The sequence below is a fragment of the Nitrospirae bacterium YQR-1 genome, assembly GCA_039908095.1.
GTDB lineage: Bacteria > Nitrospirota > Thermodesulfovibrionia > Thermodesulfovibrionales > Magnetobacteriaceae > Magnetomonas.
The window spans coordinates 1-16,307 of sequence record JAMOBJ010000011.1; the positions used below are offsets into that span (position 1 = coordinate 1).

The window sequence follows — 16,307 nt, forward strand, 5'->3', positions numbered from 1 at the left end:
CCTCCATTATTGTTTTTTTCTTATTTATTAGCCACTTATAGCCACTTCACGCCATTTTTTACGCTGAACTTCCGTTAAAAGTGTAAAATGTAAGAGAGATGATATGTTGTACGATGTGCAATATGTGATAATGGGATAAAGGCACAAAAAATGGAGTCACGCTTTGGCGGTAATGACAGATTTATTACATTTGACCGCTAATTTTGCAATGCTCTGGACTTGATATGAGGGCAATAAGTATATAGTGTGTTTGCCCTGGTGCTCCCGACTTCATCACTTCGAGCACAAAAGAGAGTAAGAAACGGGAAAAAATAGGGTGTATAGATTGGGCGGAAAATGTAGTGCCCTGCTTTTTCGCTTTTTCCTTTTATTTCAACATGTTAGCTCTCTCAAGTGATGAAGTCAAGAGACGGGAGGTTATTTGTGATTTTTGGAAATCTAAGGGATTTGGTTCGCTGATATAAACAGACCTTGATATTCTACCTATATTCATTACAAACACTAATTAACTCTTGAAAGTTTATAGGTCTATATTTTTCAAAAATGTCCATATCAACAAAAACGTAATCATACTTTATTTCCGTATTTACTTTATTGACATCTTCGCACCACTGTTTCAAACGTTGTATTTTAAAAGGTACATCCATGTCCTCCTGTCCTTTTGTTTCAACGATGAAAACCTGTCTGTTTGATAACTTAACAATGAAATCAGGGTAGTAGTTTGAAATATCACCCTTTGCATTTACGTAATCAAGTTTAAAGTGTACAGAAAAGTAGTTTTTTGTGTAGGATAATACATCATTACAATTTTCCAGAAATCCGGCAAAAACAAGTTCAAAATGACTATCTGCTATGATTCGATTAAAAATACTTTTTTTAGGTATCAAATATTGCTGTTCTTTTGCTACAAAGGGTCGAGTATGCCTTAACTTTATAAAATCACGAATTTCAGCACCACCTTTATCTTGAATAGTTAAATCATTTATTGCTTTCTTAAACGTATCGACAATGGTTCGTGTGGCAGCAACCTCAGACAAGTTTCTGAGGGTATTAGCGTTATCAAGTTCAACCTTACAATCAAACAGGTAATCCTGAATAAAGTATTTAACCTTACCATAAAGTACATCATATCCACTCACCAGACGAAGGTCCCTCATTATGGTCTGAGAAAAGTATCCTATTACGCTGCTGTAATCAACAATACCAGCAGTGTCAAGTATAGTTGTGTGAGTAACTTCACCTGAGGTAATATCTCTAAAAACTATTTCACGCTGCTCCTCAGGCGAAAACTTCTTATAAGGAACCTTTTCGTTTTTTAATCTACTAATATCTATTTCAGTAAGGTTCTTATACTCACGATATATTCGTGGTGAAAGAACTGGAACCTCAATGTCAAGAGTATCAATGTCTTTGTTCTTATTTTCCTTGTCAATCTCAACTACTAATGGGGCTAAAGGTTTGGTTCCCTCCCCCATCGGTTTTCTATCTATAACTACACCTTCGGATTGTATGGATTCTACAAAATCCATGAATGCGTTTGTCCCCACTATGCTGACATATTCTTCTATACCACCGGGGTACATTTTACGTAGTCCACGACCAAGCGTTTGCTCAGGTAATATATTGCTTTTTGCTGAATAAGGACGAAGTCCAACAATGGTCGTTACATTACGAACATCCCAACCCTCTTTAAGCATGATTACAGATACAATAGCTTTATACTGGCTATCCTCATCATCAATCTCGTTGGCTTGTTTTCTTAATCTCTTCAACTCTTCCTCTTTCTTCTTTTGAGTAGATTCGGATATTTCACCGTTATCATTGGTGTGTATCACTAAAACCGAATTTTTTAATTCAGGATATGTTGCCTCAAGATATAAAGCAACCTCGTCACAGTTCTTAGTATCATCTGTCATTATGAACAATATAGCCTTCTTCCCAACCTTTTCATGTTCAGCATATGATTTTCGCCATTCAAGAACGCCGAGGTGAATATAGTCTGCATATTTTTCTGTATATTTTGAACTTTGTTGCTCAACAAGCTTAGCCCTACTTGCGGAATCGGGGAGTACCGGATGTTTTACAACATTTTGAAATATCGCCTCAACAAGAGGATAGTCAGATACTGTCTGAACAAAAATAGCCCCGCTATTGTGTTTTGGTGTCGCACTAACATCAACCTGAAGCGATAGGGCATCACCTTTTTGTTTCAATCTATTATGTATATCCTCGATAGATTTAAACCACGCAAGACGGCTATCATGTATATGATGTGCTTCATCGTTTAAAATGACAAGCTCATCAATATCCCTTACTATCATGCCAAGATCAACCTTTGAATCAATTGTTGCTCCGGTGGGACGCTTGCCTAGAAAGTAATCCATTGTATTATCATCATCTACCGAAGGTGGGATATCATCACCGGAATAAACACGGTGGATATTTGTCAGGAAAATGTTGCCAATAGGATTTGTAATTCTAACATCGTCCTGTACTTGAAGAGTTAGTTGGAAATCGTCACGCCAATTCATACCATCAAACCCATTATCCGGAAGCACAGGGTCATTATAGAAAATATGCAATCCCTTAAAATCCTTGTAAATACGGTCTAACACAATTATATTAGGAGCTATTACAAGAAAATTACGGGCAAGCTCCGAATTGGGTTCATAGAGCTTATGAAAATAGCTCCATGCAAGTACAAGGCTCATAACTTTGGTCTTACCTGTTCCAGTTGCCATCTTAATCACAAATCGTCTCCATGTTTCGTCAAACATCCCTGTGGAAACAACCCCAGAACTATCAAAGCGCATTAAGTCATACTTGTCCTTTACCCCTACTACGTCATATAGATAAATAATTGTCTCTAATGCTTCACGCTGGGCAAAGTAATATTGGAACTCGGCAGTAGTCCCATCGTATTTAGGTAGTATGTGTGGAGTGTTAAACCACCAGTTTAGGAGACTTCGGCTGGTATTGGTTGCACCTTCATAATGCTTATTACGCCATAACATAACTTTCTTTCGGAGTTCCGGCACAAGAGGAGGCATAAGTTTTTCAGCACTTGTTGTTCTTATCGTCTCATCTGCGGGAAACCATCTCACAGATGGATCAAGTATCTCATATGGGGAAGATGGGAAGTCTTTATGAAGTGCCATATTGAACCTCTCTTACTTTTCTAAAGACTAAGTGACAGCATCCATTAGATATCTGAATAGACATACTATTAATTTTGCGTCTAAATAAGAACTCATTGATATTACATGTTTTTTTCACAATACCCCGGTGTCCTTCAGCTTTGCGTCTAAATGAGATATTATGCCCAGTACGGAACATACTTTGCATATCGCCTGGAATTGTTATTAGGATCATCGAACTTCACCAATCCATCGTTGACGGCATCAGAAATAATACGTGATACCGTTTCAGCCTTATTTTCTGGCAGGCGAAAACGCTCTCTCAAGCTTTGATTTGTCATCTTTTGATTATTGACATAGCGTAAACAGCAGTGCTGATAACAAGCGCGAATCCTCTCCTTTCTGTCCATTATTTCAAAATCAATAGGCGCAAATAGTGCCACAGTTGTGGTTCTCTCCCCCACTCTAAAATCAGGTGCTGGTAATTGATACGCCTCGACAAGTGAAATAACCCGATCAATTCCGCTACTTTTTTCCTCACAAATACCAAAACGGCGCATTAAGTCTGCCAGGCGCTCATTTCGTGACTTATACTCATCAATAAATCTGTCAGGTGGAATCAAGGGTTTACCGGGATTGGAAATCTCAATACGATCAGTGTAAATTTCAATCATCACAAATGAACCGGTATCAGCTACATCCTGATGAATTAATGCGTTAGCTACAAGTTCACGAATTGCAAGTTCAGGGTACATCCGGATGTCAGTTCGTAACGCCTGCTTAATCACCTCGTTTGTAGGAAGCTGATCGTTTATATAAGAAATAAGCCCATCAAACCCTACTGCATAGCCTCTAGTTCCAATCTTGTCTTTGAGGGTTTCAAGTTTATTAACACCACTAAATATAATTACACGTGGTGCTTTGCGACGCAACCCCTCAAACTGATTTAAATCTTTTGCTAATAAAAGAGCGCCAAAGTTAGTTATATCCCACCCCGATGTCTTTCTTTCAATTAATTTTTCGCTTTCACATCTGGAAAGCACTCCCTCGCGCTCAGCAGGATAAGGCATCTTTAAAAGGTCAAATAAGCTCTGTGTATCGAGTAGACTTACTACTTCATCGGCACTCACATCACTCATCGCCGGACGAGATAAAAAATCCGGACGACCTTCATCAAAAATTCGACGAAGCATATCTTCAGTCATAGGTAACAACGCATCTCCAGCTCGCATCAAGTAAGCACCTTCGTATGATAGAGCCGTACCAACCGGTCGGGAAGGGATTATAAAAACTAAAACTCTCCCTCCTGTATGTTTAACTTCCTCTATATCCACACGAATACGAAGTTTTTCTACAATATATAACTTTATACTACCAAGATCATTAAAGGCATTTGTACCAATAACACATCGTGGCGGACGGTCTGTTATACCCAACAGCAACTTCCCCCCACCCTCATTGGCAAGTGCCACACAGTAGCGCAACAACTTGTCTCTATCGAATTGTTTTTTAGCTTCTTTAAATTCCAAATGCTCATGCTCACTTGGTACGGAAATCATATTGTCTATATCCATAACTGTGAAAGTCATACTCTTATCTCTATAATCTTCATAGTATCATTTCCGAATATATCAACCACTTTAACAGCTATTTTCCGCCGTCCGGGTTGGCACTCTATCGTAGCACTTTTAAGTTCTAATGAACGGTCTTTCTTTGTCCTGAATGATTGCCATTCATTCTCAAATATATAATCTCCTGTCCATACTTCTTCCCATTCATGTAAAGCAGCCTGTTGCGGCTCGAGCCCTGGAAGTGAATTGTGGTCAAACATGCTACGTTTTACTCTAATAATCTCTCGTTTGTTCTCAAAATCAAAATCCACAGCCCAATAGTCAACCCAATCAGTCCACTTTTGTGTTAGCACCTCTCGTTTTATAATACCGTAGCTATCCTTGCTAACTTTGACTATTTGTCCCTTTTCGACAACTATCTTACTCCCCTTGTCTTTTAATGAAGCCTCCGCATGAACAATTGAATCCTGTGAGTAAAAAACTGAAAAATCCGTAAGTTCTACCGTTACATTATTGCCATTTATGTGTGGTGTAACTTCAATAAACGCTACATCATGAAAAACTACCTGATTTTTCTCAACAGCTCTTTTGTCAAACACCTCGGCAGGGATGTACTTAGGTGCTATGTCTATACCCTTTGTCTTTGCCTCATCTAACACATTTGGGAATAATCCCATCTCAAATTCAAAGCCCAGAATGTCCACCTTTGTAACATGTTTTTTACGGCATTCAAGTATGATTTCCTCAACAAAAAGACGGGTTACCGGCAAATTAACAGGACCGACAGTTACAAGCCTTCCGGCTTTTTTGCCATGAAATGTCTGAAATCCTTCTAACTTCTCAGCACAATAGGCTCGAAGAATTAGCGCTACAAATGCCTGCGCTTTTTCATCAATCTGCTTCTGTTTCTCTCTATCCCGAAGGTTCGGATTTACCCCGATATAATGCTGCCTTTCATACTTGCCGAGGTTCAAAAGCTCAAAAGCTCGATAATTTTTACCCTCCGTCTTTAGTTGGCGTTGTACGCCTATCATCCTTTTACGAGTAGTATGAATAGCGAATTTACCGAGGTCTGTAACTATCCATTTTCTGCCAAGCTTCTCGGCAACTGCTGCTGTAGTGCCTGAACCACAAAAGAAATCGGCAACTATATTATCTTCGTTAGATGAGGCTTTAATTATACGTTCTAAAAGGGCTTCGGGTTTTTGGGTTGGATAACCAATTCTCTCGTTTGCTTGTGAAGCCACCTGTCCTATATCATCCCAAAAATCAGAGACAGGTTTACCTTTTAATTCATCTAAATATCTTTTTCGTTGGATACGTCCATTTTTATCTTTTGGGAAGTATAAACGACCTTCTTCATCCCATTGTTGCATCTTATCAAGAGAAATAGCCCATCCATTTTTTGGTGGTTTATAACCTTTATATTCATATCTAAGAGTTGGCCGTGGAGCAGGATTTGCTAAATCGGCTATCCGATATACCCTTCCATTAGAATCTTTAAATCTATAAAATTTAGCAATATAGTCAGGATCACTCTCAGTATACTGCATATTATAAATTGAATTTTCGCCCTTTCCATAAAAAAGAATGGAGTCAACGTCATGTCCATAACGATCCGTTGTTGATCCTATTTGACTGCTACTACCTGTTTTTCGCTTCCATGAAATCTCGTTTTTAAACATCTTTGAACCAAATATTTCATCCATTACTAATCTGATAAGGCTATTCACTCTCCAATCGCAATGCACATAGATACTACCATTTTCAGCCAGCAAATCACGCATGAGTTTCAGTCGTTCATAGATCATAGCGATGAAAGAATCTGCTCCTTTGCCCCATGTATCACGATAGGCTATTTCTTCAAGAATGTTCGGTTTTTTTGTGAAAGTCTCATCACCTATTTCAATGTCCATCGAGAAATCGGCACCCACATCAAATGGCGGGTCTATGTAGATGAGCTTTATACCACCTTGGCTCTCTATCTCTTCCCGTATAGGCCCATTCTTAAGACTTGATAGTATTAGCTTGTTGTCACCCCAGATAAGTTTGTTCGTCCATCCTTTAAGCTGTCTGCCACGACTATCAGTATTGAAATCCAGTTTCAATTGAGTAGATACGTGGTTTTCCGTACGTGGTTCATCAACTTGTTCTATTACCTGAAAAGGCAGTACGATATTGCATACTTCATTCGATTTACCGTTCCAAACAAGTTCCACCTGACGTTTCTCATCAAAAAGCAGAAAGCGGTACTTATCCGGTAACGGTTTTCCGGCATCCAAATATCGAATGATATCCTGTTTTTCCTGTTCAGTTAGTTTTTCCATCTTAGTCTTATTATAATAACCTTTAAAAACATGTTTTAGATGTTTGACAACAAACCAAATCTTTTAACTATCTACAATTATAATTAATATTTCCACATGAACACCGGATTTTACCATTAACTGTATCTAAGTATGTAACGGCTACGAGTTTTTTACACTTATCACATATAAACAGGGCTTCAAGTGCAATGACATCATCATAAAAGGCTTGTAAATCTGGAATGGATTCCTGAAAATCATTGTCGTGGGATGTCTTATTTCCTAAAAAATTAGATGCCTCAAGCCTACCAAATATTGGATGTTCTTTAATTTCAGGTAGCTTTTTATTGATATGGCTTCTAATTTCAGATAGTAGTTCATTTGACATTCTGCTTTCATTTTTGTCATTGAATCGAAATTTCACACTAACCTCAAGTGAATAGGAAATATCCTTCAGAATTCCTTCGAGGTATTTTCTGATGAGGTTACCTAATCCATCTTTATCTTTATTTGTTAATTTGTGTTCTATCTTAGCCTTAACGTCTGTCAATGGAATTTCTATTGAAGCCCCTTGGTTTACCTCCCACTTGATATTATGAATCTTCCAACCCTTGCCTTTGACCATACGGGCAATAAATTCAAACCAATCTTCCTCATGTGTTAAAAGCAGTATTTGATAATCAGCGAACTTTTCAACTAATAAATTAGCGAATCGAATACGATGATTTTTGTCAAAGCTTGAAATCACATCGTCAAGAATAAAGAACTTATTCCTCTTATTGAAGGCTTTGACCGAAGTCAAGAATAAACAGATGCCAAGACAGTTCAAATGAGATTCGCTTAAATACTTGTCAGGTGGCGTAACCACATCCCCGTGGAATTTAAATTGATATGTTATTCCATCAAAATCATCTCCAACACCTATAGGAATAAGCTGGATTTCATCAACTTTTTCATCCTTGTTCATGAATAAATACAGATCATTGATTTCCCTTGATATAGCATCCAGGAAGGCAACAAATCCCTCCTTTTGGCGTTTTATAAATTCTCTATAAAGAGCATCAAAAGTTTGTTGTTGATCTTTAAGAATTTTTTCTTCAGCCCTTAACTTTACAATTCCATCATATAACTGACGTGCAATAGTTATCTTAGTTGTAATTTCAAATTTCTTATCGTCCTTCCTTTTCTCAAATATTTGTTTCTTTTGTGTAGCAAAGTCGGTTGATACTTTAACGATTGTGTCAAGATTAACTTTAAATAAATTATTAGAAATAGCTTTTCCGAGGATATCTCCTTCAATTTCTTGTAAATTAGATATTATCGCTTCATGGATTTGATTAAACATTTCTATATGTTTTGTGTTTTCCTTTAAGAGTATACATTTTTCAGCTTTAAGCGAGGATATTTCTGACAGGACATGATTGACAAGATTAACAACATCTTGCTGTAGCCCTTTTAATTCTTCTTTCGCTTTCTTTAATTCAGAAAGTTCATTGATCCTAAATTTAATTTCATCCAGTAGCTCTGATCTGTTTTTACTCTGTAAGCAAAGAGGGCATCTATCTTCATCAAAGAAGGCCTCATTAATAAGCTTAAACCCTTCATTAAGAAGGTTTTCAAGTCTTAAATTCTTGATATTTTCAATGCTACCCGAAATTGATTGATGTTTTGACAAAAGCGTAGTGTAAGGTACTGAAATACTTTTTAAAGAAGATGTAATATTTGATATTAGAGTTATTGCTTTTTCATACGATGCCTGTAATAGGATATCGTCCTTATTTTCCGGTTGCCTTATTTTTCCAAGAGCATCATCTATGCTCTTTTTATCCGTTACCTTAATTGATAATCCCAAGGGTTCGATAAGGTTCTGAATAGCACTAAAATATTGAGCATCATTTTGGATTGATTGATTAACCTGTTGAAGTAGCTGAGATTGGCCTTGATTTATTTTATCATCAAATCTACTGTTTTTTAATAATTTCGTGATATCATTTAATACTTTAAGCAAAACGCTTCTTATTTCTACCAATTCACCAAAGCCAATTATTGATGAAAGCTCATCCAGTTTATCTTTTTTTCTCAGATAAATGAATCGCACTAAGTCCCTATATCTTAAGATTAAATTCTCATTTTTTGATGCGACCCGATATGAGTCAAACGATTTGTTAGTATTAGAATATAAGGAGCTGAATTTATTATTTTTAGTAGAAAGTGACTTGGTTGAATTAAGTGCACTGTCAGAATATTCAATTCCAAGCGTTGCAGTTTCATCATCAGACAGAAATCTATTTCTTAATGCAGGGATACCATTAAGTCCAATTTCCTCTTTTGATAAATGGTCAATTCTATCGTGATAGAACCATTCAATTGCATCGGCGATGGAGCTTTTACCGCTTCCGTTATCTCCATAAATTAACAGTGATTGGTTCGTCTTCAAATCTATAGAGATAGTATCATGAATTCCACGAATTCCTGTTATTGTGATGTTTCGAAGAGTAGTCATCATTTACCCTCTCGAAGTCCTGAAAGAGCATTTGAAATACTTGTATTTGTAAACTTACCGGACGTATAAAGCTGAAGCAATGTTGATGCAATCTTATTATCTACTCCATCAATCTTTTGAATATCGGCAAAGAATTCCTCAACTATCTGGTTTCCGCTTTTGATTTCTTTCATGTTGCTGGCACCTCACTGTTAAAGTATTTCCAGTCTATATCAAAAAATACAGATAAGTTATGCTTTTTAATTTCAAAACCTGATTTATTATTACAGATAGGATATACCCCGTAATCTTTTAAAAAATCGAGAATGAAATAACTCTCTAAGTCTTCTATTCTGAGCTTCCATATGGTCTTAAACATTTCAAAGTTAATATAGGTGAAGTATAGCCCCTCAGCTTTACGGTAGTTGAGTAACCCCTCATTACCAGATGTCCCATCGTAATGGCCTAATAGCCTCTTTCCAATACTATTTGTTTTCTTTTCGCTCATGCCAATATAAACAAGCCTTGATTTACCATAAGGATATGGTATTTCTGTATATCTAAGAAATATAAAATATAACCCTGTTATCCCCATAAGATGTTGAATATTATTTAATTCAAAGACTTGTTGTTGCTCAAAATAGATTTTAAGGATATCCATTTATAACATGCTCATAATTTGGCGATTGAGTTAAAGTATTTATCAGAGTATGGGTTATAACCAGGAGCAATATTGAATGTTTCATCCAATATTTTTAAGTTTGTAACTTTTGAAACGTCAAAAGGCCTCCACCCATGCACATTTTCTGAGTGGTTCGAATAACCTGAAAGCTGATATGAGTCACATAAAATCTTACCCGTTGAGCTAACATATAGAGCGTGAGGACACACAAGTCTAATACCCTCGCCCTTATAATTTAATACAATTTTTTTCATCAAGCGTATAGCTTCAACTATTTGGCTACGCATAAATCACCTCCACTTTCGTGAGTTTATTTATTATATCTGATTTCTGACAATTTTATACAAATTTACTGAATCCATCATCATTATTTAACCTAAAAAAAGCAGTTGCATAAACAGGGAGTGAGTATAATACTATACAAAGCAGGGAGTTATAGTCAAAAAATAGCATAAGGAGCACTCACCCAATGGGAGATGAGAAAGTTAACAAAGAATCAGGCCGGCCGAGCTGTATAAGTATAAACACATACGGAGGTAAGACACATGTCGAAACCCGAAATCCGATATAGAGGAGAGAAAAAAGAGTAAAGATGTTGAAATTAAAGGAGAGAATAGGAACTAAGAAATAACCGGAGAGGTTAAGCGCAAAAAAGGCTCTTTACCGAATAAGTGGGTAGAAAAGTAAGAAGTATCCCTGTGGCCTTAGACACAGTAGCCTACAGTAAACGGGGAGGTCAAGTTTTGCCTTCGCAAACCTGCTCCACTACGTTACACCCTGACATCCCCTACCTTGCGGCTATGTATAGTGTAGGCCACAGGAGCTTATTCTTTCTTTTACCCACTCAAGACGTTAAAGAACCATTTTTTAAAAATTTTACTTGACATCACGGTTGCTTTAGGGGCATAAGCGCTAACTTACGCTTAAAATTACCATAAAAATACGTTTTACGCTAAACATAAATGGCGTATCTATGCGGTTCTTACTTCTGCAATTTACAAAATATATCCTTATGTTAGCGCTTATGCCTCACAGGGAATTCCCCTGTGAGGGGAGGCGTTGCTTGTTCCCAGCCGCCTGCGTTTACTTTTGAATTAGAATTTGAATTACCGCTGAATTATCCGATTAAATCTTCTCTGACTTTGAAATGAACCACTTTCTTTAATCCGTCAATGTATGATTTTACGAGCTTTGCTTTTCTTTCCCTGTCCATGTTGGCAAATATCTGCTCAAGAAGTTTCGCCTTGTCTTCTGATTTTATGTCTATCGAGGGTTCCTCAAGTTTACCTGCCGAGAGCTCAATAAGTGCTCTTACCTTAGAGACTATGATATCCTCTCTCTTCTTAGCTTCAAAATACGCAGGCGTCATACGGTTTAGTTCAATGTATCTCATGTAAATATCCTGTCTGAAAGCCCCATCCCGTGAAAAAGTCGGGTCATTTAATATCCCCTGGCTTAACTCGCCGTCCGATACGCTGATTCCAAGCATCCTTGCAGCCTCAAGCATAAATTCGTGCTCAACTATGGCATCAAGCGCTATCTTCTTAAGATTTAACGTTTTTTCCATCTCAGAGTTGAATTTCTCTTTGAGAACGCTTGAATAATAGTTTCTTATATTGTCGTAAACCCTCCAGTACTCTTCAGAATAGATTTTCTTATTACCGATTTCAATAAGTGCCACAGAGCTTGATTTATCTATCGGTCCCACATAGAAAAATATAAAAGATATAATAATCAAAAAGAAAAATACATAAAAGAATTTGGCATGTTTGTGCATAAATTTTATCATCAAAACCCTCCGGTGGTTAATCTAATATCTCTGATTGAAATAGTCCTCAATAATTCCCTTGTGGTCAAACACTATCGGGAAGGGCAGTGATGATTGAGTAAATACGCCATAATCGGCGGCGTCATCACCGGCCTTAGCCTGCCCCTGAGCCTCAGCCACATACACTGTGGTTATGGTGTGCAGTCTCTTGTCTCTTTCCGGGCCGGAATACGTATGAAACTGGCTGAGGAGACTTACATCAAGACCTGTTTCCTCCTTAGCCTCTCTCTGTGCAGCACTCTCAAGAGATTCCCCGTAATCTACGAACCCTCCGGGCAGTGCCCACCCATGGGGTTCGTTCTTTCTTTTAATCAGCACAATCCCTCCCTGATACCTTATGATTATGTCAACCGTTGGTACAGGGGACTTATTGGTCTTGCTGAGGTTCGTCATACTTAACGCTGACGTCATCTTCCGGTACTATAGATGAGATGGAATGTTTATAGATCAACTGCTGCCTGGCGTCTTTCAATATTATAACAAAGTTATCAAACGCCTTAACTGTTCCCTTTAGCCTCACGCCGTTTGTCAAATACACCACAACTGGCATCTTATCTTTCCTTAACTGATTAAGGAAAGCATCCTGCAGGCTTGTCGTTTTTACGCCACCCATCCTTAGTCTCCTTTACGTGGTTTAAAATAACAGGCTGTCCTCTATACAATAAAGAATTCCGGCTAATAATTCAAGCTAATTAATGCTTAATAACGAAATTATTTTATCGTGGATTTTTTTAGGATCAAAAATACCTGTTACGTCAAGCCATTTAATGTCTTTTTCCGCCCTAAACCACGTCAGTTGGCGTTTTGCATAACGCCTTGTGGCCTGTTTTATATTTGATACAGCCTCATCAAAGCTCACTTCAGCTCTGAAATGGGAAAAGGCCTCCTTATACCCTATTGCCTGAAGCGGCGTTCGTGAAAGAGGCATATCAAAAAGTGCCCTCGCCTCCTCAAAAAGCCCGTCCTTTATCATCGTATCCACCCTCTGTTCTATCATTGCGTAGAGCTCTGTACGCTCCCTGCTCAGGCAGACTTTTACAAAGCTGCAATTTACAGCACCGGCTGTCCTCTGATGAGCCTCAGATATAGGCAGCCCAAGCGTTAGAGTCACCTCAAGAGCCCGTACTATACGCCTCTTATCACCTCGTTTAGTCTTTACTGCAGTGACGGGGTCAAAATGGCTAAGCAGATCATACAAACAGCCCTCAGATTCGTTCTCAGCATTTATTAGTTGCTGCCGTAATTGCCAATTAGCCTCAGGGCCGTTAAAAAGTCCTTCTGACAGTGCCCTGATGTACAGCCCTGTGCCTCCAGTTATAACCGGAGTTTTACCTAAGCTGCAAAGCCCCTCCACTATAGGAGCCGCCTCTGTAACAAACCTGCCGGCGCTAAACTCTGACGTTGGTAAAACTATGTCTATCATGTGGTGTGGCACGCTTTTTAATGTCTCGGCTGAGGGTTTAGCCGTACCGATATTCATATACTTATAGACTTGCATAGAATCAGCACTTATGATTTCACTGCCCAGCGTACCCGCAAGCAATGCCGAGGAGTCGCTTTTACCTACACACGTAGGGCCCATGACAACATATGCTTTCAAACCAATGCGTGTCCTATAGCATCTGTTACCGCCACCACCTCTGCCATCTCCTTAACATCGTGCACTCTTACTATGGATGCACCGTTACAAACGGCAACAGCCACGGTTGCCGCTGTGCCCATAAGTCTGCCGCCGGCCGGCCGGCCGCCGAGAATCCGCCCGATAAAAGATTTACGGGAAGTGCCGATAAGTACAGGTTTGCCCAGTTGCTTAAATCTGCTTAGCCCTTTTAATATCTGAAGATTATGGTTGAGGGTCTTACCAAAACCAATGCCGGGATCAACCACAATGCTGTCTTCCCTGATGCCGGCAGCTACCGCCATATCTATTCCCTCTTTCAGAAATCCGCTTATCTGTGCAAATAAATCATCATACACAGGGTTGTTTTGCATGTCTTTTGGGGTACCCATTATGTGCATAATACAGATTGCTCCGCCGCCTGCGGCTACAGTTTTAGCCATATCCTTGTCAAATCTGAGACCGCTTATGTCATTAACCATAGCGGCCCCTGAGTTTAGTGCCTCCGCAGCCACCTCAGCCTTATACGTATCAACAGAGACCGGCACGGTAAGTTGTTCACTTAGTGCCTCTATAACTGGAATTACACGTTTGAGTTCATCATAGACTGTAACCGGCTCAGAGCCGGGACGGGTTGACTCCCCCCCGACATCTATAATATCTGCACCGTCTTGTGTCATTTGAAGGGCGCCCTCTATTGCCCGATTTATCTCAAAATAAACCCCGCCGTCTGAAAATGAATCAGGGGTTACGTTGAGCACACCCATTATGAGTGTTTTTTGCGATAAATCCAGTATGTGGTTTTTAAGAACTACTTTCAAGGTTAGGATTTCTCTGACGCTTAACCTCATCTATCAGTTGTTCTATTTCGGTATTTTCGATAGTTTCTTTCTCAAGGAGCAATTTTGCCATTGATTCAAGCATATCGTAGTTTGTTCTTAGTGTTTCCTTGCTTTCCTGGTAGGCATTAAACACAAGGGACTGAACCTCCTCATCTATCAACTCGGCTGTCCTTTCACTGTAGTCTCTGTGTTTTGCTATTTCACGGCCAAGGAAAATCTGCTCTTCTTTTTTACCAAATGTCAGCGGCCCCAGCTTGTCCGACATGCCCCATTCAGTCACCATTTTTCTTGACAGCTCGGTAGCCCGCTCCAGATCATTGCCGGCCCCTGTAGTCATGTGATTGAGGGCAAGCTCCTCCGCCGCCCTTCCACCCAGAAGCACTTTCAGTGTGTTTACTAAAAACTCCTTAGAGTACGTGTATCTGTCATCAATGGGAAGCTGCTGTGTAACACCCAGTGCGCGCCCCCTAGGTATTATGCTGACCTTGTGCACAGGGTCGGTCCCGGGGGTAAGCTTTGCCACAAGCGCATGGCCTGATTCATGATAGGCGGTATTTCTCTTTTCCTCGTCATTGATTATCATGCTTCTTCTTTCCACCCCCATGAGCACCTTATCCTTGGCGTGGTCAAAGTCAGTCATATCCACTGTTTCTTTTGAATCTCTTGCCGCAAGCAATGCAGCCTCGTTTACCAGGTTTGCCAGGTCTGCTCCGGTAAATCCCGGTGTACCCCTTGCGATAACGGCCAACACCACATCAGGCGATATGGGGATGGATTTTGTATGCACCTTAAGTATCTCCTCACGTCCCTTTACATCCGGGTGCGAAACAATCACCTGTCTGTCAAATCTTCCAGGCCTTAAAAGCGCAGGGTCAAGCACGTCCGGCCTGTTTGTTGCGGCTATCACTATCCGGCCTTCTTTTCCTTCAAATCCGTCCATCTCCACAAGCAGCTGGTTAAGAGTCTGCTCTCTTTCATCGTGCCCTCCACCCAGCCCTGCTCCTCTGTGACGACCCACTGCATCTATTTCGTCTATAAATATCAGACACGGCGCATTTTTCTTAGCCTGCTCAAATAAATCCCTTACCCTCGATGCTCCCACACCTACAAACATTTCCACAAAATCAGAGCCTGATATAGAGTAAAAAGGAACGTCCGCCTCACCGGCTATTGCTCTGGCAAGAAGGGTCTTACCCGTACCCGGCGGCCCCACCAGCAAAACGCCGCGGGGAATTCGACCGCCCAGTTTTGTAAATTTCTGAGGATCCTTTAAAAATTCTATTATCTCCTGAACCTCGTTTTTTGCCTCCTCCACCCCTGCAACATCCTTAAATGTCACCTTGTTGGTCTTATCTGAAACAAGGCGGGCACGAGACTTGCCAAATGACATGGCTTTATTGCCCCCTACCTGCATCTGCCTCATGAAAAACACCCAAATTAGGGCAAGGAAAATTATCGGCCCCCACGAAAAAAAGAAATTCACATACCACGGGTTTTGAGTTGGAGGCTTTACTGTTATCCTGACTCCTTTAGCCCTTAATTCTTTTATCAGATCAGGGTACTCAATGGCATACGTACGGAAAACCTTGCCGTCTTTTAACTTGCCGTTTAGCTCATTTTCCCTGATAACGACCTCTTCCAGCGCAGAGGTCTCAAGTTTCTCCAAAAACTCCGAAAAAATCATCTCTTCCTGTGGCGGCTTCTGAAAACTCAACATATTAAACAGAACTATCATCAGGGCCCCTATTACAAGCCAAACAAATATATTTTTATAGGTATTGTTCAATTATCATCCTCCGTTATAGAGAGTTTATCACAACTTATCAATTAATTTCATCTTA

At 39.5% G+C, this 16,307-nt stretch carries 12 protein-coding genes; all 12 read right to left on the reverse strand.

Annotation, left to right across the window (positions count from 1 at the left end):
- Window positions 1-479: 479 nt before the first annotated feature.
- The gene (locus H7844_07175) at window positions 480-3,158 is read right to left on the reverse strand and encodes a DEAD/DEAH box helicase family protein (protein MEO5357062.1); all 2,679 of its coding nucleotides are present in this window, start codon (window positions 3,156-3,158) and stop codon (window positions 480-482) included.
- 158 nt (window positions 3,159-3,316) lie between these two features.
- Entirely contained in the window at window positions 3,317-4,726 is a 1,410-nt protein-coding gene (locus tag H7844_07180) for a putative DNA binding domain-containing protein (GenBank protein MEO5357063.1), read from the reverse strand.
- Window positions 4,723-7,035 carry a site-specific DNA-methyltransferase gene (locus H7844_07185; protein ID MEO5357064.1) on the reverse strand — a complete coding sequence of 771 codons (2,313 nt, stop codon included), beginning with the start codon at window positions 7,033-7,035 and terminating at the stop codon, window positions 4,723-4,725. Before H7844_07185 ends, H7844_07180 begins: the two co-directional genes overlap by 4 nt.
- 67 nt (window positions 7,036-7,102) lie before the next feature.
- On the reverse strand, window positions 7,103-9,520 hold the full coding sequence (locus H7844_07190; protein MEO5357065.1) for an AAA family ATPase: 2,418 nt from the start codon (window positions 9,518-9,520) through the stop codon (window positions 7,103-7,105).
- Window positions 9,517-9,690, reverse strand: a complete 174-nt coding sequence (locus H7844_07195; protein ID MEO5357066.1) for a hypothetical protein — start codon at window positions 9,688-9,690, stop codon at window positions 9,517-9,519. The genes H7844_07190 and H7844_07195 overlap by 4 nt, the downstream gene beginning before the upstream one ends.
- Window positions 9,687-10,157 carry a hypothetical protein gene (locus H7844_07200; protein ID MEO5357067.1) on the reverse strand — a complete coding sequence of 157 codons (471 nt, stop codon included), beginning with the start codon at window positions 10,155-10,157 and terminating at the stop codon, window positions 9,687-9,689. The genes H7844_07195 and H7844_07200 overlap by 4 nt, the downstream gene beginning before the upstream one ends.
- Before the next feature lie 1,138 nt (window positions 10,158-11,295).
- Window positions 11,296-11,967: a SurA N-terminal domain-containing protein gene (locus H7844_07205; GenBank protein MEO5357068.1), complete on the reverse strand. Its 672-nt coding sequence runs from the start codon at window positions 11,965-11,967 to the stop codon at window positions 11,296-11,298.
- A 21-nt stretch (window positions 11,968-11,988) separates the two neighbouring features.
- Window positions 11,989-12,417 (reverse strand): NUDIX hydrolase, encoded by a 429-nt coding sequence (locus H7844_07210; GenBank protein MEO5357069.1) that lies wholly within the window; start codon window positions 12,415-12,417, stop codon window positions 11,989-11,991.
- Entirely contained in the window at window positions 12,374-12,619 is a 246-nt protein-coding gene (hfq, locus tag H7844_07215) for an RNA chaperone Hfq (protein MEO5357070.1), read from the reverse strand. Before hfq ends, H7844_07210 begins: the two co-directional genes overlap by 44 nt.
- Before the next feature lie 75 nt (window positions 12,620-12,694).
- Window positions 12,695-13,606, reverse strand: a complete 912-nt coding sequence (gene miaA, locus H7844_07220; protein ID MEO5357071.1) for a tRNA (adenosine(37)-N6)-dimethylallyltransferase MiaA — start codon at window positions 13,604-13,606, stop codon at window positions 12,695-12,697.
- A complete protein-coding gene (folP, locus tag H7844_07225) occupies window positions 13,603-14,445 on the reverse strand; it encodes a dihydropteroate synthase (GenBank protein ID MEO5357072.1) in 843 nt (280 codons plus the stop codon). Before folP ends, miaA begins: the two co-directional genes overlap by 4 nt.
- Window positions 14,429-16,201, reverse strand: a complete 1,773-nt coding sequence (gene ftsH / locus H7844_07230; GenBank protein MEO5357073.1) for an ATP-dependent zinc metalloprotease FtsH — start codon at window positions 16,199-16,201, stop codon at window positions 14,429-14,431. The genes folP and ftsH overlap by 17 nt, the downstream gene beginning before the upstream one ends.
- Window positions 16,202-16,307 lie beyond the last annotated feature (106 nt).

Coding starts and splice junctions, on each gene's coding strand:
- H7844_07175 (MEO5357062.1), bottom strand. CDS start 3,158: ATGGCACTTCATAAAGACTTCCCATCTTCCCCATATGAGATACTTGAT.
- H7844_07180 (MEO5357063.1), bottom strand. CDS start 4,726: ATGACTTTCACAGTTATGGATATAGACAATATGATTTCCGTACCAAGT.
- H7844_07185 (MEO5357064.1), bottom strand. CDS start 7,035: ATGGAAAAACTAACTGAACAGGAAAAACAGGATATCATTCGATATTTG.
- H7844_07190 (MEO5357065.1), bottom strand. CDS start 9,520: ATGATGACTACTCTTCGAAACATCACAATAACAGGAATTCGTGGAATT.
- H7844_07195 (MEO5357066.1), bottom strand. CDS start 9,690: ATGAAAGAAATCAAAAGCGGAAACCAGATAGTTGAGGAATTCTTTGCC.
- H7844_07200 (MEO5357067.1), bottom strand. CDS start 10,157: ATGGATATCCTTAAAATCTATTTTGAGCAACAACAAGTCTTTGAATTA.
- H7844_07205 (MEO5357068.1), bottom strand. CDS start 11,967: ATGATAAAATTTATGCACAAACATGCCAAATTCTTTTATGTATTTTTC.
- H7844_07210 (MEO5357069.1), bottom strand. CDS start 12,417: ATGACGTCAGCGTTAAGTATGACGAACCTCAGCAAGACCAATAAGTCC.
- hfq (MEO5357070.1), bottom strand. CDS start 12,619: ATGGGTGGCGTAAAAACGACAAGCCTGCAGGATGCTTTCCTTAATCAG.
- ftsH (MEO5357073.1), bottom strand. CDS start 16,201: ATGATAGTTCTGTTTAATATGTTGAGTTTTCAGAAGCCGCCACAGGAA.